The sequence below is a fragment of the Micromonospora carbonacea genome, assembly GCF_014205165.1.
Lineage (GTDB): Bacteria > Actinomycetota > Actinomycetes > Mycobacteriales > Micromonosporaceae > Micromonospora > Micromonospora carbonacea.
The window spans coordinates 2,131,784-2,147,442 of the sequence record NZ_JACHMZ010000001.1 but is presented as its reverse complement, the minus strand read 5'-3'; the positions used below and the strand labels follow the sequence as shown (position 1 = coordinate 2,147,442).

The 15,659-nt window shown below is 74.1% G+C and carries 20 protein-coding genes; 5 read left to right on the top strand and 15 right to left on the bottom strand.

Going from position 1 to position 15,659, the window contains the following annotated elements; translation table 11 throughout:
• Window positions 1–14: 14 nt before the first annotated feature.
• The 9 genes from pheS to HDA31_RS09480 form a co-directional block, all read right to left on the bottom strand.
• Window positions 15–1,094 (bottom strand): phenylalanine--tRNA ligase subunit alpha, encoded by a 1,080-nt coding sequence (gene pheS, locus HDA31_RS09520; RefSeq protein ID WP_178065541.1) that lies wholly within the window; start codon window positions 1,092–1,094, stop codon window positions 15–17.
• Between the two features lie 213 nt (window positions 1,095–1,307).
• Entirely contained in the window at window positions 1,308–2,168 is an 861-nt protein-coding gene (locus HDA31_RS09515) for a TrmH family RNA methyltransferase (protein ID WP_376701371.1), read from the bottom strand.
• Between the two features lie 29 nt (window positions 2,169–2,197).
• On the bottom strand, window positions 2,198–2,590 hold the full coding sequence (gene rplT, locus HDA31_RS09510) for a 50S ribosomal protein L20 (RefSeq protein WP_007075852.1): 393 nt from the start codon (window positions 2,588–2,590) through the stop codon (window positions 2,198–2,200).
• 32 nt (window positions 2,591–2,622) lie between these two features.
• Window positions 2,623–2,817: a 50S ribosomal protein L35 gene (gene rpmI, locus HDA31_RS09505; RefSeq protein ID WP_074478619.1), complete on the bottom strand. Its 195-nt coding sequence runs from the start codon at window positions 2,815–2,817 to the stop codon at window positions 2,623–2,625.
• A 19-nt stretch (window positions 2,818–2,836) separates the two neighbouring features.
• Window positions 2,837–3,487 (bottom strand): translation initiation factor IF-3, encoded by a 651-nt coding sequence (infC, locus tag HDA31_RS09500; protein WP_178065543.1) that lies wholly within the window; start codon window positions 3,485–3,487, stop codon window positions 2,837–2,839.
• 382 nt (window positions 3,488–3,869) lie between these two features.
• Entirely contained in the window at window positions 3,870–4,343 is a 474-nt protein-coding gene (locus HDA31_RS09495; RefSeq protein ID WP_178065544.1) for a PH domain-containing protein, read from the bottom strand.
• Window positions 4,340–5,317 carry a DMT family transporter gene (locus HDA31_RS09490; RefSeq protein WP_178065545.1) on the bottom strand — a complete coding sequence of 326 codons (978 nt, stop codon included), beginning with the start codon at window positions 5,315–5,317 and terminating at the stop codon, window positions 4,340–4,342. Before HDA31_RS09490 ends, HDA31_RS09495 begins: the two co-directional genes overlap by 4 nt.
• Window positions 5,314–6,159 (bottom strand): ATP phosphoribosyltransferase, encoded by an 846-nt coding sequence (gene hisG, locus HDA31_RS09485; RefSeq protein WP_178065546.1) that lies wholly within the window; start codon window positions 6,157–6,159, stop codon window positions 5,314–5,316. Before hisG ends, HDA31_RS09490 begins: the two co-directional genes overlap by 4 nt.
• 47 nt (window positions 6,160–6,206) lie before the next feature.
• Entirely contained in the window at window positions 6,207–6,470 is a 264-nt protein-coding gene (locus HDA31_RS09480) for a phosphoribosyl-ATP diphosphatase (protein WP_036375234.1), read from the bottom strand.
• Window positions 6,471–6,601: 131 nt separating this feature from the next.
• On the opposite strand from HDA31_RS09480, the gene HDA31_RS09475 reads away from it, so the two are divergent.
• From HDA31_RS09475 to HDA31_RS09465, 3 genes are read left to right on the top strand one after another with little or no spacing between them, the layout of a single operon-like run.
• Window positions 6,602–7,477 carry an ABC transporter substrate-binding protein gene (locus HDA31_RS09475; protein ID WP_178065547.1) on the top strand — a complete coding sequence of 292 codons (876 nt, stop codon included), beginning with the start codon at window positions 6,602–6,604 and terminating at the stop codon, window positions 7,475–7,477.
• Window positions 7,474–8,319, top strand: a complete 846-nt coding sequence (locus HDA31_RS09470) for an amino acid ABC transporter permease (protein ID WP_178065548.1) — start codon at window positions 7,474–7,476, stop codon at window positions 8,317–8,319. Before HDA31_RS09475 ends, HDA31_RS09470 begins: the two co-directional genes overlap by 4 nt.
• 2 nt (window positions 8,320–8,321) lie before the next feature.
• Window positions 8,322–9,065, top strand: a complete 744-nt coding sequence (locus HDA31_RS09465) for an amino acid ABC transporter ATP-binding protein (RefSeq protein ID WP_281370186.1) — start codon at window positions 8,322–8,324, stop codon at window positions 9,063–9,065.
• Between the two features lie 311 nt (window positions 9,066–9,376).
• Here the strand turns inward: HDA31_RS09465 and HDA31_RS09460 are convergent, their stop codons facing one another.
• The gene (locus HDA31_RS09460; RefSeq protein ID WP_178065549.1) at window positions 9,377–9,955 is read right to left on the bottom strand and encodes an HD domain-containing protein; all 579 of its coding nucleotides are present in this window, start codon (window positions 9,953–9,955) and stop codon (window positions 9,377–9,379) included.
• A 67-nt stretch (window positions 9,956–10,022) separates the two neighbouring features.
• Entirely contained in the window at window positions 10,023–10,772 is a 750-nt protein-coding gene (locus HDA31_RS09455; RefSeq protein WP_221486596.1) for a helix-turn-helix domain-containing protein, read from the bottom strand.
• 408 nt (window positions 10,773–11,180) lie between these two features.
• Between HDA31_RS09455 and HDA31_RS09450 the strand changes: the two genes are divergently transcribed.
• Complete coding sequence (locus HDA31_RS09450) at window positions 11,181–12,083, top strand: XRE family transcriptional regulator (protein WP_260422027.1); 903 nt, start codon at window positions 11,181–11,183, stop codon at window positions 12,081–12,083.
• 2 nt (window positions 12,084–12,085) lie between these two features.
• Window positions 12,086–12,325, top strand: coding sequence for a hypothetical protein (locus tag HDA31_RS09445; RefSeq protein ID WP_178065551.1), 240 nt, complete (start codon window positions 12,086–12,088; stop codon window positions 12,323–12,325).
• Window positions 12,326–12,515: 190 nt separating this feature from the next.
• On the opposite strand, the gene ribH is transcribed toward HDA31_RS09445, so the two are convergent.
• The 4 genes from ribH to HDA31_RS09425 are packed head-to-tail and all read right to left on the bottom strand — an operon-like array spanning window position 12,516 to window position 15,658.
• Window positions 12,516–13,016, bottom strand: a complete 501-nt coding sequence (gene ribH / locus HDA31_RS09440; RefSeq protein WP_074478643.1) for a 6,7-dimethyl-8-ribityllumazine synthase — start codon at window positions 13,014–13,016, stop codon at window positions 12,516–12,518.
• A gap of 4 nt (window positions 13,017–13,020) precedes the next feature.
• Window positions 13,021–14,286, bottom strand: coding sequence for a bifunctional 3,4-dihydroxy-2-butanone-4-phosphate synthase/GTP cyclohydrolase II (locus tag HDA31_RS09435; RefSeq protein WP_178065552.1), 1,266 nt, complete (start codon window positions 14,284–14,286; stop codon window positions 13,021–13,023).
• Window positions 14,283–14,984 carry a nicotinamide mononucleotide transporter family protein gene (locus HDA31_RS09430; protein WP_178065553.1) on the bottom strand — a complete coding sequence of 234 codons (702 nt, stop codon included), beginning with the start codon at window positions 14,982–14,984 and terminating at the stop codon, window positions 14,283–14,285. Before HDA31_RS09430 ends, HDA31_RS09435 begins: the two co-directional genes overlap by 4 nt.
• Entirely contained in the window at window positions 14,981–15,658 is a 678-nt protein-coding gene (locus HDA31_RS09425) for a riboflavin synthase (protein WP_178065554.1), read from the bottom strand. Before HDA31_RS09425 ends, HDA31_RS09430 begins: the two co-directional genes overlap by 4 nt.
• Between the last annotated feature and the right edge of the window lies 1 nt (window position 15,659).

The following is a 15,659-nucleotide window of genomic DNA, read 5'->3' as shown; positions in this document are numbered from 1 at the left end:
CGTACCCGCACCGTCTACGCCCCGGCCCCGAACGCGCGGGTGAACCGCACGTCGCCCTCGGCCATGTCCCGCATGTCGCTGACCCCGTGGCGGAACATCACGGTGCGGTCGATGCCCATGCCGAACGCGAATCCGGAGTAGACCTCCGGGTCGATCCCGCAGGCGCGCAGCACCCGGGGGTTGACCATGCCGCAGCCGCCCCACTCGACCCAGCGCGGCCCGTCGCGGTGCTCGGGGAACCACACGTCGAACTCGGCCGACGGCTCGGTGAACGGGAAGTAGTGCGGCCGCCACCGGGTCTTCGCGCCCTCGCCGAACATGGCGCGGGCGAAGTGGTCGAGGGTGCCGCGCAGGTGGGCCATGGTGATGCCCTTGTCGACCACGAGGCCCTCGACCTGGTGGAAGACGGGCGCGTGGGTGGCGTCGAGCTCGTCGGTGCGGTAGACCCGGCCGGGCACGACCACGTAGATCGGCGGCTTGCGGGCCAGCATGGTGCGCGCCTGCACCGGGGAGGTGTGGGTGCGCAGCACCAGCCCGGAGCTGTCCGCGCCGGCGGGCGGGGCGATGTGGAAGGTGTCCATCAGGCCCCGCGCCGGGTGGTCGGCGGGGATGTTGAGGGCGTCGAAGTTGGTCCACTCCAGCTCGACCTCGGGCCCCTCGGCCACCTCGTAGCCCATCCCGACGAACAGGTCGCTGATCTGCTCCATCAGGGTGCTCAGCGGGTGCCGGGCGCCGCGTGGGCGGCGGTCGTAGGGCAGGGTGACGTCGACCCGCTCGGTGGCCAGCACCCGCTGCGCCTGCTCGCGGTCCAGGATCTCGGCGCGGGCGGCGTAGGCGGCCTCGATCGCGCGGCGGGCCTCGTTGACCCGCTTGCCGGCGTCGGCCTTCGCGGCCGGCGGCAGCGCGCCGATCTCCCGGCGGGCCAGGGCGACCGGGGACCGGTCGCCGAGGTGCGCGGGGCGCAGCGCGGTCAGCGCGTCCGGGTCGGCGGCGGCGGCGAACGCCTGCTCGGCGTCGGCCACGGCGCCGGCCAGGGCGTCCGGGTCGAGCAGGGCGACCTGCTTCGGGTCGTACGGATCGTTGCGGTAGGTCATGGCGTACGGGCACTCCTCACGGCGGCGCCGGCCCTGCGCGGGCGGCGAGGCGAGTCTACGGACGCGCGGCTTCGCCGCAGCCCGCCGGTGGGGAGTTCGCGCAGGGGAAGGGTCAGGCCCGCCGCCCGCCGACACCGGCGGGCTGGCTAAACGAACGCCGTGGCGCGTTCATCATCTCGGGCGACTCCCTGCTGGCTGGCCGCGCCGCACCCGTCAGGGGCGGCGGCGCAGTGCTCTGGCTGAAGCGTACAGGCACACGGCGGCGGCCGCAGCCAGGTTGAGGCTCTCGGCGCGCCCGTGCAGGGGCACCCGGACCCGGGCGTCGGCGACGGCGGTCAGCCCGTCGGGCAGCCCGTGCGCCTCCGAGCCGAACAGCCAGGCGGTCGGCGTCGCGAGGGCGCCGGCGTCGGCGAGGTCGTCGAGGTCGCGGTCGCCGTACCCGGTGGTGGCGAGGACCGCCAGCCCGGCGGCGCGCAACGCGGCGACGACCGCGAGGGGGTCGCCGGCCCGGACCACGTCGACGTGGAAGAGGCTGCCGGCGGAGGCCCGCACGCACTTGCCGTTGTACGGGTCGACGGCGTCGCCGGCGAAGATCACCGCGCCGGCCCCGGCGGCGTCGGCGGTGCGCAGCACCGTACCGGCGTTGCCCGGGTCGCGGATCTCGGCAAGCACCGCCACGAGGCGCGGACCGGCGGCGAGGGCCTCGGACAGCGGCACGTCGAGGTGCCGGCAGACGGCGACGAGGCCCTGCGGGGCGACGGTCTCGGCGAGCGCGGCGAGGGCGTCGTCGGTGACGTCGGAGACCGGCACGTCGGCGGCGGCGGCGCGGGCGGCCAGGTCGGCGTGCCGGTCGAGGGCGGCCGGGGTGCCGAACAGCTCGGCGACCGTGCCGGGGCGGGCCAGGGCCTCCCGGACGGCCTGCGGGCCCTCGGCGAGGAACCGGCCGGTGGCGTCGCGGTCGCGGCGGCGGTGCAGCCGGCGGGCGGCGACGACCCGGGGCGTACGCGGGGTGAAGGGCATGGTGTGCGGCTCCGCAGCGCGACCGAGGCGCCCGCCGTGCGTCGGGGACGACACGGGGGGCGCCTCGGTCGGGTGCTGGCGGATCAGGCGGCCTGGGCCGCCGCGCCACCGGTGCCCTCGGCCGCCACGGCGGCGCGGGCGACCTCGACGATCGCGGCGAAGGCCGCCGCGTCGTTGACGGCCAGGTCGGCGAGGATCTTGCGGTCGACCTCGACGCCGGCCAGGCGCAGGCCCTGGATCAGCCGGTTGTAGGTCATCCCGTTGGCGCGGGCGCCCGCGTTGATCCGGGTGATCCACAGCTGCCGGAAGTCGCCCTTGCGGTCGCGACGGTCCCGGTAGGCGTACTGCATCGAGTGCAGCACCTGCTCCTTGGCCTTGCGGTAGAGGCGGGAGCGCTGACCGCGGTAGCCGCTCGCGGTCTCCAGCAGGGTACGACGCTTCTTCTGGGCGTTTACAGCCCGCTTGACGCGTGCCATCTCAACTCCTTCTTCGGTTCAGGTGGCGCGCGTCAGCGGCCGAGCAGCTTCTTGATGCGCTTGGTGTCGGCCTTGGCCAGCTCGACCGTGCCGGTCAGCCGACGGGTCTGGGTGGAGGGCTTCTTCTCCAGGTTGTGGCGCAGCCCGGCCTGCTGGGCAACGACCTTGCCCTTGCCGGTCAGCTTGACCCGCTTGCCCATACCCGTGTGGCTCTTCATCTTCGGCATGTGGAACGTCTCTCCCCTGTTACTGACCGCTGGTGTCGGCGGTCACGCCGGTCTCACCGGCTGCTGCGGTCTCGCCGGCCGCCGGGGTCCCGCTGGCCGCCGGGGCCGCGGACTCCTCCGCGGGCCGCTCCCGGCCGGCGCCGCGGGACGCCGTGGCGGCGACCGCGGAAGCCTTGACGGCCCGGTGCGGAGCGAGAACCATGATCATGTTTCGGCCGTCCTGCTTGGGGGCGGCCTCCACGTAGCCCAGCTCCGTGATCTCGGACTCGAGGCGACGCAGGAGCCGGTAACCCAGCTCCGGGCGGCTCTGCTCCCGACCGCGGAACATGATCGTTACCTTGACCTTGTCGCCGGCCTTGAGGAACCGCACCACGTGACCCTTCTTGGTCTCGTAGTCGTGCGGGTCGATCTTCGGCCGGAGCTTCATCTCCTTGATGACGGTCTGCTGCTGGTTACGCCGCGCTTCGCGCGCCTTGAGTGCGCTCTCGTACTTGAACTTGCCGAAGTCCATGAGCTTGCACACCGGCGGGCGCGCCATCGGCGCAACCTCGACCAGGTCCAGGTCGACGTCCGCGGCCAGCTGAAGGGCGCGCTCCAGTGGGACGATGCCCACCTGCTCACCCTCGGGACCGACCAGTCGGACCTCACGTGCCCGGATCTGCTCGTTCACGCGTGGTTCGACGCTGATGGGGCCTCCTCGAGTCGAATGCTCTGCGGTGGCCGACTCCCGCGGCCCCCGTGGTGGGGGCCGACCCGGAAAGCAGAAGGCCCCGGCGCATGCCAGGGCCCGCTCGACCGGTCGGCACGATCACAGGATCGCGCATCCGGGACCGGGGTGTGCCCGGAACCGGTGACCGGGACCCGGCCGCCGACTGGGGCGACTCGGGTGGGAGCAGGCGCTCCGCTTCAGGACCACCCGCACGTGGGACACGGGGGCAGTCTGGTCGACTCAGCAACACTACACCCTCGCCGGCCCGGCCCCCAAACCGGACACGCGAGGGTGAGCAGCAGCGCGGTGCCGGCGGGCACGGCACCGGCCCCGACGCGGCGGGTCAGCGCCCGGCCGCGTCCCCGGCCAGCGCCGCGAGGTGGGCCCGGTGCAGCCGGCGCAGGGCGCGCACGCCCTCGACCGCCAGTTCCTTGTCGGCCGCCTGGAGGGCCACCATCGGCACCAGGTCGTCGTCGTGCAGCTCCAGGCTCGCCCACGGCGCGCCCCGGTCGAAGCGCACCCCCCGCACGACCTCCCAGGGCAGCGCGTAGGAGCCGAACACGTTGCGCACCCGCACGCCCAGCGCGTCGGCCTCGACGCGGGGCCGGGTCAACAGCAGCAGGCCGAGCGCCCCGAGGACGCCCAGGCCGATCATGGCGAGCTGGTCGCCACGCTGGAAGGTGCCGTAGCCGTTGCCGGTGGGACCGGTCAGCGACGTGGCCACCAGGCTGAACACGACAAGCAGCGTGGCGGCCGACGCCCAGCAGACCAGCCGGATGCGGCGGGGACGCAGGGTCACCGGTGCGGTTTCGCTCACCCGCCCAGTCTGCCACCCACCGGTTCGGCCCCGGTGCGTGGTCCCGTCGTGTCGCCGGCCCGCCGGGCCGCGGGACCCCGGCCGGCGACCACCACCGCCAGCAGGGTCAGCAGCGCGCCGGCCAGCACCGGCCAGCGCAGCCCGGCCCCGCCGGGCAGCACGACGTCCAGCAGCAGGGCGCCGCCGAGCTGACCGGCGACCAGGGCCAGCCCGGTGCGCAGCACCCCCACGGCGCGCACGCCCAGCATCAGGGCGAGCACGATGCCGACGCCGTACAGGCCGCCGAGGTAGAGGAACCAGTCGTGCGGCCAGGTCGGCGTCGGGCCGGTGAGGGCCCCGACCAGCGCGGCCACCAGCACGACGACGGGGGTGCCGACGGCGAAGTTGACCGCGATCGCGGCGGTCGTGGTGCCCGCCGCCGACACCCGCCCGTTGAGGGCCGACTGCACCGCCACCCCCGCCCCGCCCGCGACGGCGATCAGGACCCCGCCGACCGCGACCCCGCCGACCGGCCGGCCGAGCTGGGCCAGGGCCACGGCGAGGACGCCGAGCAGCGCGCCGGCCACCCGGGGACCGGTCAGCCGCAGCCGGCCGAGCGGGGCCAGCCCCGCCCGGTCCGCCGCGAGCCCGCCGAGGCTGCCCCCGGCCACCTGGGCGATGGTGAAGACCGCGATCCCGAGCACCGGCACGACGTACGTGGCGACGGTGACGATCGCCGCCCCGCCGAGCCCGCCCAGGTACGACCACCACGGCAGCCGGGCCCGGCGCAGCGCGTCCAGCCCGGCCCGGGTCGACGGCAGGCCCAGCAGGCCGACGAGGACCACCAGGCAGCCGCCGAGGTTGTTCGCCAGCGCGCCGAGGATCGGGTCGCCCGCCCGCTCCCCCAGCACCGCGTTGCCCGCCGCCTGCGCCGCCGACGCCACCCCGCCCAGCACCACGGTGGCGAGGGCGGCGGCCGGCGGCAGCGGCCTCACAGCCGACAGGCGTGGATGTTGGTGACCAGAATGGCGCGGGCGCCCAGCTCGTACAGCTCGTCCATGATCCGGTGCACGTCGTCGCGCTGCACCATCGCCTGCACCGCCACCCAGCCCTCGCGGTGCAGGGGCGAGACGGTCGGCGACTCGATGCCGGGGGTCAGCGAGCTGGCCCGGTCCAGCAGCCCGGCCGGCACGTCGTAGGCGAGCATCACGTAGCGGCGGGCCACCAGCACCCCGTGCAGCCGGCGCAGCAGCTGCGCGGCCTGCGGGTGCTCGGGGGCGTCGACCCGGCGCACCAGCACCGCCGAGGAGCGCAGCAGCGGGTCGCCGAAGACGACCAGCCCGGCCTGGCGCAGCGTCGCGCCGGTCTCCACCACGTCGGCGACGACGTCGGCGACGCCGAGCCGGATGGCGTTCTCCACCGCGCCGTCGAGCCGGATCACGTCGGCCTTGACGCCGAGTTCGGCGAGGTACCGCTCGACGAGCCCCGGGTACGCGGTGGCGATCCGCCGCCCGCCCAGCTCCTGGACGCCCGTGACGTCCTGCGGCCGGGCGGCGAACCGGAAGGTGGCCCGGCCGAACGCCAGGTCGACCACCTCCTCGGCGGGCGCGCCGGAGTCGATCAGCAGGTCCCGGCCGGTGATGCCGACGTCGAGGTCACCCGAGCCGACGTAGGTGGCGATGTCCTTCGGCCGCAGGTAGAAGAACTCGATGTCGTTGGCCTCGTCCGGGCAGACCAGGTCCTTGGGGTCGGCGCGCTGGCGGTAGCCCGCCTCGCGCAGCATCTCGGCGGCCTTCTCGGCCAGGGCGCCCTTGTTGGGTACGGCGACACGCAGCATGACGGAGTGCTCCCTCGATCGGTGGAGATGATCAGCGGACGGCGCACTCACAGATGTCGGTAGACGTCCTTCAGCTCCAGCCCGGTGGCCAGCATCAGCACCTGCGCCTGGTAGAGCAGCTGGGAGATCTCCTCGGCCGCCCGCTCCGGGCCCTCGTGCTCGGCCGCCATCCACGACTCGGCCGCCTCCTCGACGACCTTCTTGCCGATGAAGTGCACCCCCTTCTCCAGCGCGGCCACCGTGCCCGAGCCGGGGGTGCCGGCAGCGGCCTTGGCCTGCAGCTCGGCGAACAACTCCTCGAACGTCTTCACGGGGTGCGATTCTTCCAGCACCCGCCCGGCCCGGCGCGCGGCGGGTCCGCCGGTCCCACCGGCCCGGATCCCCCGCCACGGCGGCGGGACACACCTGCGCGACGGCCGTCGATGGCTCTACGCTGTCCGCCATGCTCAGCTCCCGCACCGTCGCGCTCGCCGCCGCCGGCACCGTCCTCCTCGCGGTGGCCGCCTGCGCGCCCCAGGACGACGCCACCCCCGTCACCGCCCCCACCCCCGCCGCCACCGCCGGCCCGGACTGCCTGAAGGACAAGCTGCCCACCCGGACCCCGGGCAAGCTCACCATCGCCACCGACGAGCCGGCGTACGAGCCGTGGTTCGTCGGCAACAAGCCGGAGACCGGCGAGGGCTTCGAGGCCGCGGTGGCCTACGCGGTGGCCGAGAAGCTCGGGTACGACCGCGCCGACGTCACCTGGACCCGGGTGAAGTTCGACGTCGCCGTCGCCCCCGGCCCCAAGGAGTTCGACTTCGACATCAACCAGTTCTCCATCACCGAGGAGCGCAAGAAGGCGGTCGACTTCACCGGGCCCTACTACCTGGTCCGGCAGGCCGTGATCGCGCGGAAGTCCGCGAAGATCGCCGGCAAGACGACGCTGGCCGACCTGCGGGACGCCAGGCTGGGCGCGCAGGTCGGCACCACCAGCTACCAGGCGATCACCGACGTCATCAAGCCGAAGACCAAGCCACAGGTCTACAACAGCAACGACGACGCCAAGAAGGCGCTCCAGAACGGGCAGATCGACGGCCTCGTGGTGGACCTGCCGACCGCGTTCTACATCACCGGCGCGGAGATCACCGACGCGACGGTCGTCGGGCAGCTGCCGCAGGTCGGCACGCCCGAGGTGTTCGGGCTGCTGCTGGACCACAACTCGCCCCTCACCCCCTGCCTCAGCGGCGCGGTCGGCCAGCTCACCGCCGACGGCACGCTCAAGAAGCTGGAGCAGAAGTGGCTGACCCAGGTCGCGGGGGCGTACGAGCTGAAGTGATCCTCGCACCGCACGAACCCTCCGCGGCGCAGCGGCGGCGGCAGGCCCACCGCCGCCGCCAGACCGTCACCAGCGTGCTGGTCGCCGCCGCCTCCACGGCCGCGCTCGGCACGCTGCTCGTCGTCGCGGTCACCGGCGCGCCCGGCTGGGACCGGGTCCGCGCGTCCTTCGCCGACCCGGCGATCGCCCGGGACGCGCTGCCCGAGGTGCTCGACGGGCTCTGGCTCAACGTGCGGCTGCTGGTCTGCTGCGCGGCCGGGGCGCTGCTGCTCGGCCTGCTCGTGGCGATCCTGCGCACGCTGCGGGGCCCGGTCTTCTTCCCGGTCCGGGCCCTCGCGGCCGGCTACACGTACACGTTCCGGGGCCTGCCGCTGATCATCGTGCTGTACGTGCTCACCCTCGGCGTGCCCGGCCTGCGGTTGCAGGGCATGCCGCCGGTGCTGGTGCTCGGCGGGCTGGCGCTGGTGCTCACCTACGGCGGCTACCTGGCCGAGGTGTTCCGGGCCGGCATCGAGTCCGTGCACCCCAGCCAGCTCGCGGCGGCCCGCTCGCTCGGGCTGACCTACCGGCAGACGATGCGGCACGTGGTGCTGCCGCAGGCCGTCCGCCGGGTGGCCCCGCCCCTGCTCAACGACGTGGTCGCGTTGCAGAAGGACGTCGGGCTGGTCTCCCTCGCCGGGCCGATCGACGCGGTACGCGCCGCGCAGATCGCCACCGCCGAGACGTTCAACTACACCCCGTACATCGTGGCCGGGGCGCTGTTCGTGCTGCTCGCGATCCCGCTGATCGCCGTCACCGACTGGGTGACGCTGCGCGCGGCCCGCCGACAGGGAAGGGGCTGACGATGAGCCTGCTGCGGTGCCGGGGGCTGCGCAAGACCTTCGGCGGTCACGTGGTGCTCGACGGGCTCGACCTCAGCGTCGACGAGCACCGGGTGGTGGCGCTGATCGGCGCGTCCGGGTCGGGCAAGTCCACGCTGCTGCGCTGCGTCAACCTGCTCGAAGAGCTGGACGACGGCACCATCGAGCTGGACGGCCAGGACATCTCCGACCCCCGGGTCGACCCCGACCGGGTGCGCCGGCGCATCGGGATGGTCTTCCAGGCGTACAACCTGTTCCCGCACCTGAGCGTGCTGGACAACGTCACCCTCGCCCCGGTGCGGGTGCACCGGCGGCCCCGCCCAGAGGCGGAGGCGCAGGCCCGGGAGTTGCTCGACCGGGTCGGGCTGGGGGCCAAGGCGAACGCCTACCCCGACCGGCTCTCCGGCGGGCAGCAGCAGCGGGTGGCGATCGTCCGGGCGCTGGCCAACTCGCCCCGGCTCATGCTGCTCGACGAGGTCACCTCGGCGCTGGACCCGGAACTGGTCGGCGAGGTGCTGGCCCTGGTCCGCGAGCTGAAGGCCGACGGGATGACGATGGTGCTGGCCACCCACGAGATGGGCTTCGCCCGCGAGGTCGCCGACCAGGTGTGCTTCCTCGACGGCGGGCGGGTCGTCGAGTCCGGCCCGCCGGAACGGGTGCTCGGCGACCCCACCGAGCCCCGCACCCGCCAGTTCCTGCGCCGCATCATCGAGGCGGGCCGCCTCTGACGGTTGAGAGGCACGCTCTCCTATCGCGGCTTCGAGGCGTCCTCCTCGCTCCAGAGCGAGATGACGTGGCCCTCCCCGTGCTCCTCGACGACGCGAGCCCTCGCGTCCTCGGGAGATCGGGCACGAAGGCGCAGGCGAATGCCGGGCTGGTCTGCCATCCACACGAATCCCACATACACCCGCATGGACGGAGCCTCACCAAAGTTCACGTTCCATCCCCAAGACCCATGGGTTCGTCATGTGGGTGGCCGGCATCAAGCCAGGCTGGACGAGCTCGACACCGCGGCGGTCGCCAGATGGGCGGGGGTCAGCTACGCCGGCTTCGGGGGCGGTGTGAGCCAGGCCAAGGGTGAACCGGCGAGTGCGGTGTCGGCGAGGCGGTGGGCGGAGTTGGTCCGGAGCGCGGCGCGGCTGCTGTCGATCCAGCGCTGGACGTTGTCGATGCCCTGATGGCGGTACTCGACGGCTTGGACAAGGCACTCCAGTTTGTCCGCGTCGCGGGCGACGATGGCGTCGAGGGTTTCACCGGCTTCGTACTCGGTGACGGCGGCGGTGATGGTGTCGGTGACGGCGGGTGGGCAGCCGGCGACCTGGTCTGCGGTGATGGCGGTGTTGGGGGCGGCGGTGAGGTAGCGCTTGGCGATGTGGGGCAGGTCGGTGGTGCGGGTTTCCTGGGTGTCGTGCAGGACGCAGAGCATGGTGACGCGGGCGGGGTCGGCCCCTTCCATGGCGGCGAGGATCATGCCGATCAGGGCGGTGCGGTGGGAGTGCTCGGCGATGGTCTCGGGATGCTTGACCCCGGCGAACCACCAGCCGGTGCGGGCGGCGCGCTTGAGGACGCCGGCCTCGAAGATGAACCTCATCGCGGCGGCGTACTGATCCTCGCTCATCTGTCCCTCCCCGTGCCGGTGATGCCCTGCCTCTTCAGGGCATAGACGACAAAAAGAACTCGATGTGCTACGCCGGTGACGTGTTGTAGCGATCGAGGGTCGCCTTGGATGTCGAGGCGTCGCGGAAGACGAGTTCCCACGGGCCGGTGTTGACGTCCATGTCCTTGCCGAACCCGACCCACTTTCCGGCCATCCGTCGGCCGGTGGGCTCGGCCAGCAGTTGGATCGCGCCGTGGTATCGGGCTCCCCGGTAGTAGCCCGTCGGGTCGGTCTGCTCCACCCACGTGCCGGTGACGACAGCGCCGTCCACGGTGAGGTCCAGGGAGAGCGACGATGCCGCCGAGCCGGGCAGGCTGCGCGCGGTCAACCGGTCGCCGTGTTGAAGCAGCACCACGAAGTGCTGCCCGGCGAACGAGTCGCCGCGACCGCTGGAGTGGTACTGGTAGCGGCTGAGCCACACACCCTCGTACGACCTGTGGGCTGCGGCTGGGCTGGACCTCGGCGTCGGCGTGGCCAGGCTGGACATGGGTGAGGTCAGGTCGTGGCCGCCGTGCTGGTCCTGGGTGACATGTTCGCCCGGCACCGCCGCGAAGCCGAGCAGCGAGATGGGCAGGCCGGTGACCACCTCCAGCGCGCGGGCGTAGACGGGGCGCGGTGCGGCGATCGCGCCGGACTCCCAGCGTTGGACGAGTCGCTTGTTGGCGTCGTTGGGCTCGCCGACGCGGTGGCCGGCGGCCTGGAGCGCGCGGGCGAAGTCGTCCTGGCTCATGCGCATCCCGGTGCGAACGGCGCGCAGGGCGGTGTTCGGGGTGCTCATGCCCGCCACGATAGCGGCATGTCGCCGGAATGTCGCCCCCGATGTGTCTGGATTGTCGTGGCGTGCGCCGTCGCGTCCGGCGACCTTGCGACGTCATCGTTGGTGGCGCGCCGGCATGTTGCCGCCGCGCCGACGGAGGTAGCGATGCGCAGTCACGGCGACGGGCCGCCAGTGAGCCGAGGAGACAGGCGGAGGCCGCCGAGCGGGAGGCGGCGAGGCGGCGGATCCTCGCCCAGGCCGAGGCGGATCGGATACCGGTCGAGGAGACGACTCGGGCGGTGCCGGACCGGCGGTGGCGGCGTGGACGGTGATCGGCTGCCGGTCGGGCGGCGGGTGGCGTACTGGCGGGGGCGGCGCAGGCTGTCGCAGCAGGTGTTCGCCGACCGGTTGGGGAAGTCGAAGAGTTGAATGGACAAGGTCGAGCGGGGTGTCCGTGCTCTGGACCGGGTGTCGACGCTTCGGGAGGTTGCCGCAGTGCTGCGGATCGACGCGGCGGTGCTGCTGGGGCGGGGCGTCGAGCCCGCCGGGGTGATCGAGCGGGCCGCCGGGGTCGAGCGGATCCGGGCGGCGTTGTCCCGGTACGAGGTTCCCCTCGGTCGCGCGGCGGCCGGACGGCCGGTGTTGCCGGCTGTGCAGGTGGCCCGGCAGGTGGCGCACGCCTGGATCACGTTCCAGCATGCCCGCTACCCACGGGTCGCCGAGTTGTTGCCGGAGTTGCTGGCCGACGTGGAGCGCGCCCATGCTGCTGACCCGGTGGCGGGTCGGGTGCCGCTGGTGGGGGCGTACCGGATCACGGCGTCGCTGCTGGTGAAGTTGGGTGCCCCGGAGTTGTCGTTGTGCGGAACCCTGCTCGTCCAGGCGGCGCTGGCCGCAGCGTGCGACGGTGACGCCATGGCGGCGGCCGATCTGCTCGACGAGGCCGCCGCCATGGCGGACCGGGTCGGCGACGGGCACGACCATCACCGCACCGGGTTCGGGCCGACGGCGGTGGAGGTGGCCCGCGTCGCCGCCGCCGTGGAGTGGGGCGACAGCGCGGATGCCGTGGCCCGGCACGAGAAGGCGACCACCCAGGACGGCTGGCGGTGGCTGCCCACCGAACACCGCGCCGCGCATCTGCTCGACGCCGCCCGCGCGTACCTTCAGGCTGGCGATCCGATCGGCGCTGGCCGGGCCCTGATGGAGGCCGATCGGATCGCGCCGGCCGAGATCCGCCACCGACCCGCCGGCCGCGACGTCCTCGCCCAGGTCGCCCGCGACCCGGCCGCCCCGGCGATCATCATCCACCTCGCCGCCGCCATCGGGGTGGGCTGAGGATGACCGCGCCGTTCCTGTCCCTGGCCCAGATCCGCAACCGGCTCATCCTCACCGCCCGCTGGGTCCTGCGCCACCACCAACCCGCCCCCGACGGCCGCTGCCCGGCCTGCCGAACAGCGGACTGCCCGGTGGCCGCCGCCGCCCGCGACGTCCTGCGCGCCGCCATGGAAGTGCACCTGTGGAGCGCCACGGCCCGGCCCGACGAGCCCGGCCAGGACGGCCCCCGGGAGACCGGCTGATCCGGAGCCGCACACGCCCGACGCTCGCGTCATGTCGGCGACATGGCGGTATCCCGGGCCCGCTGATACCGCCATGTCGCCGACATGGCGACGCCCAAACGCCCGCCCCGCCCCGCCCGACGCCCAACGCCCGCCCAGCCCAGCCCAGCCCAGCCAGGCTGCCCCCGCCCAGCCCAGCAGACCGGGCGGGTCAGTGGCCGAAGCCGACCCGGTGGGCCGCCGCCGCGTCCAGGCCGCGTACCGCCAGCGCCGCGTCCAGCGCCGCCACCGTCGCCGACCAGCCCTTGTCCTCGGCGGAGCCGGGCAGCCCGGCCCGGTCCCGGGCCTGCTCGATCGTGTCGACCGTGAGCACGCCGTGCGCCACCGGCTTGCCCTCGTCGAGGGCGACCCGGGTCAGCCCCTCGGTGACCGACTTGCACACGTAGTCGAAGTGGGCGGTGGCCCCGCGCACCACCACGCCGAGGGCGACCACCACGTCGAAGCGGCGGGCCATCGCCTGCGCCACCACCGGCAGCTCCACCGAGCCGGCGACCCGGGCCACCACGGCCCGCGCCCCGCACGCCTGCGCGGCGGCCACCGCCCGGTCGAGCATGTGGTCGGTCAGCTCACCGTGCCAGCGGGCGGCGACGACGCCGACCGTCATCCCGGCGGCGTCGACCGCCGCCACCCCCGGCTCACCGAAACCCGCCATCGCCCTACGCTCCGATCTCGTCGCTCGCCACCGGGCGGCCCAGCGGCCCCTCGGTCGTCTCGTCCAACTCGCCCAGCAGGTGACCCATGCGGTCCCGCTTGGTGCGCAGGTAGCGCACGTTCTCCGGGTGCGGCCGGATCGGCAGCGACTCGCGGCCGGTGACGGTCAGGCCGTACCCCTCCAGCCCGGCCCGCTTGGCCGGGTTGTTCGTCAGCAGCCGCATCGACCGCACGCCCAGGTCGTGCAGGATCTGCGCGCCGGTGCCGTAGTCGCGGGCGTCGGCCGGCAGCCCCAGGTCGAGGTTCGCGTCGACGGTGTCGCGGCCCAGGTCCTGCAACTGGTACGCCCGCAGCTTGTGCAGCAGGCCGATCCCCCGCCCCTCGTGCCCGCGCACGTAGAGCACCACCCCGCGCCCTTCCGCGGCGACGCGGGCCAGCGCGGCCTGCAACTGCGGGCCGCAGTCGCAGCGCAGCGAGCCGAACGTGTCGCCGGTGAGGCACTCGGAGTGCACCCGCACCAGCACGTCCCGCCCGTCGCCGAGGTCGCCCATGACCAGGGCGACGTGCTCGGCCGGGTCGTGCTCGGCGCGGTAGCCGAAGGCCGTGAACACCCCGTGCGGGGTGGGCATCCGGGCCGCCGCGACCTGCTCGACCTGCTTCTCGGTGCGCCGCCGGTAGGTGATCAGGTCGGCGATGGTGACCAGGGTCAGGCCGTGCTCGGCGCAGAACTTCTCCAGGTCCGGCAGGCGCATCATGGTGCCGTCGTCGTTGACCAGCTCGCAGAGCACGCCGGCCGGGCGCAGGCCGGCCAGCCGGGTCAGGTCGACGGCCGCCTCGGTGTGCCCGGGGCGGCGCAGCACCCCGCCGGCGCGGGCGCGCAGCGGCACCACGTGCCCCGGCCGGGCCAGGTCGGTCGGTTCGGTGGAGGCGGCGGCGAGCAGCCGGATGGTGTGCGCCCGGTCGGCCGCGGAGATGCCGGTGTCGATGCCCTCCCGGGCGTCCACCGTCACCGTGTACGCGGTGCCCCGGCGGTCCTGGTTGGTGTGGTGCATGGGCGGCAGGTCCAGCCGGTCGCACTCGTCCTCGGTCAGCGGCACGCAGACGTAGCCGGAGGTGTAGCGGACCATGAACGCGACCAGCTCCGGGGTGGCCAGCTCGGCCGCGAAGATCAGGTCGCCCTCGTTCTCCCGGTCGGCGTCGTCGACCACGACGACGGGGCGGCCGGCGGCGATGTCCGCGACGGCCTGCTCGATGCTGGCGAAGGTGGTCATGCCACGACCTCCGAGTAGGTGGGTGACAGGGTGGCGGGGGCCGGGCGGGCGGCGCGCGAGGTGCGCCACCAGGAGACGAAGCCCCAGCCGCAGAGCGCCCCGTAGACGAGGTACATGGCCGCCGACGGGTAGAACCCGCCGCGCAGCAGCAGCGGCACGCCGACGGCGTCCACGGCGATCCAGACCAGCCAGAACTCGACCCAGCCGCGGGCCATGCCGTAGGTGGCGAGCAGGCTGCCGGTGAGGATCCACGCGTCGGGCAGCGGCCCCCAGGAGCCGAGCGCGGCCAGCACCGGGTACGCGGCGGCGGTGCCCGCCGCGGCGGCCAGCAGCAGGCCGAGGCGCTCCCGCCGGGTGGCCCAGCGCGGGGCGACCGCCCCGGCGTCCCCGCCGGGGCCCGAGCGGCGGTTGCCCGCCCAGCGCCACCAGCCGTAGCAGCTCACGGCGAAGAAGAAGACCTGCCGGCCCGCCTGGCCATAGAGGTCGTGGGCCTGCGGGGTGGCGAACGCCCCGCCGAGGAAGACGGTGAGCAGCAGCGCGTTGCCGACCATGCCGACGGGCCAGGCCCAGACCAGCCGGCGCAGCCCGAGCAGGGCGGAGACGAGGCCGAAGGCGTTGCCGACGATCTCGCGGACCAGCACGGGCGAGCCGCCGACGTGCACCTGGGCGTCGAGCAGCCAGCCGAGCGGGCCGCTCACCGTCCGCCCCCGCCGGGGGCCTGCCCCGCCCCGCCGGGGGGCTGCCCGATCCCGTCGGGCAGCCGGTCGCCCCCGCCGCCCGCGCGGTCGCCGAGGAGCCGCTCGACGTACTTGGCGAGCACGTCGACCTCCAGGTTGACCGGGTCGCCGACGGCGCGGTCGCCGAGGGTGGTCAGCTTGAGGGTGGTGGGGATCAGCCCGACGGTGAACCAGTCGGGCCCGACGTCGGCCACGGTGAGCGACACCCCGTCGACGGTGATCGAGCCCTTCTCCACCACGTACCGGGACAGGCCGGCGGGGAGCCGGAAGCGGACCGTCTCCCACTGCTGGGCCGGCTGGCGGGACAGCACCGCGCCGACGCCGTCGACGTGGCCCTGCACGAGGTGCCCGCCGAGACGGCTGTTCAGGGCGGCGGCGCGTTCCAGGTTGACGCCGACTCCGGGGCGCAGCGCGCCGAGCGCGGAGCGGCGCAGCGTCTCGCCCATCACGTCGGCGGTGAAGACGTCGCCGTCGACGTCGACCACGGTCAGGCAGACCCCGTTGACGGCGATGGAGTCGCCGTGCCGGGCGTCGCTGGTGACCAGCGGCCCCCGGATGGCGACCAGCGCGGAGTCGTCGCCGGTCTCGGTCGTGCGGACGACCTCGCCCAGCTCCTCGACGATGCCGGTGAACATG

Excerpts from the sequence above, each read along its gene's own strand:
- HDA31_RS09445 (WP_178065551.1), top strand. The coding sequence starts at position 12,086 with ATGACCGCGCCGTTCCTGTCCCTGGCCCAGATCCGCAACCGGCTCATC.
- hisG (WP_178065546.1), bottom strand. The coding sequence starts at position 6,159 with ATGCTGCGTGTCGCCGTACCCAACAAGGGCGCCCTGGCCGAGAAGGCC.
- HDA31_RS09435 (WP_178065552.1), bottom strand. The coding sequence starts at position 14,286 with ATGACCACCTTCGCCAGCATCGAGCAGGCCGTCGCGGACATCGCCGCC.
- HDA31_RS09465 (WP_281370186.1), top strand. The coding sequence starts at position 8,322 with ATGAGCCTGCTGCGGTGCCGGGGGCTGCGCAAGACCTTCGGCGGTCAC.
- HDA31_RS09460 (WP_178065549.1), bottom strand. The coding sequence starts at position 9,955 with ATGAGCGAGGATCAGTACGCCGCCGCGATGAGGTTCATCTTCGAGGCC.
- ribH (WP_074478643.1), bottom strand. The coding sequence starts at position 13,016 with ATGGCGGGTTTCGGTGAGCCGGGGGTGGCGGCGGTCGACGCCGCCGGG.
- pheS (WP_178065541.1), bottom strand. The coding sequence starts at position 1,094 with ATGACCTACCGCAACGATCCGTACGACCCGAAGCAGGTCGCCCTGCTC.
- rplT (WP_007075852.1), bottom strand. The coding sequence starts at position 2,590 with ATGGCACGCGTCAAGCGGGCTGTAAACGCCCAGAAGAAGCGTCGTACC.
- HDA31_RS09455 (WP_221486596.1), bottom strand. The coding sequence starts at position 10,772 with ATGAGCACCCCGAACACCGCCCTGCGCGCCGTTCGCACCGGGATGCGC.
- rpmI (WP_074478619.1), bottom strand. The coding sequence starts at position 2,817 with ATGCCGAAGATGAAGAGCCACACGGGTATGGGCAAGCGGGTCAAGCTG.
- HDA31_RS09475 (WP_178065547.1), top strand. The coding sequence starts at position 6,602 with ATGCTCAGCTCCCGCACCGTCGCGCTCGCCGCCGCCGGCACCGTCCTC.
- HDA31_RS09450 (WP_260422027.1), top strand. The coding sequence starts at position 11,181 with ATGGACAAGGTCGAGCGGGGTGTCCGTGCTCTGGACCGGGTGTCGACG.
- HDA31_RS09425 (WP_178065554.1), bottom strand. The coding sequence starts at position 15,658 with ATGTTCACCGGCATCGTCGAGGAGCTGGGCGAGGTCGTCCGCACGACC.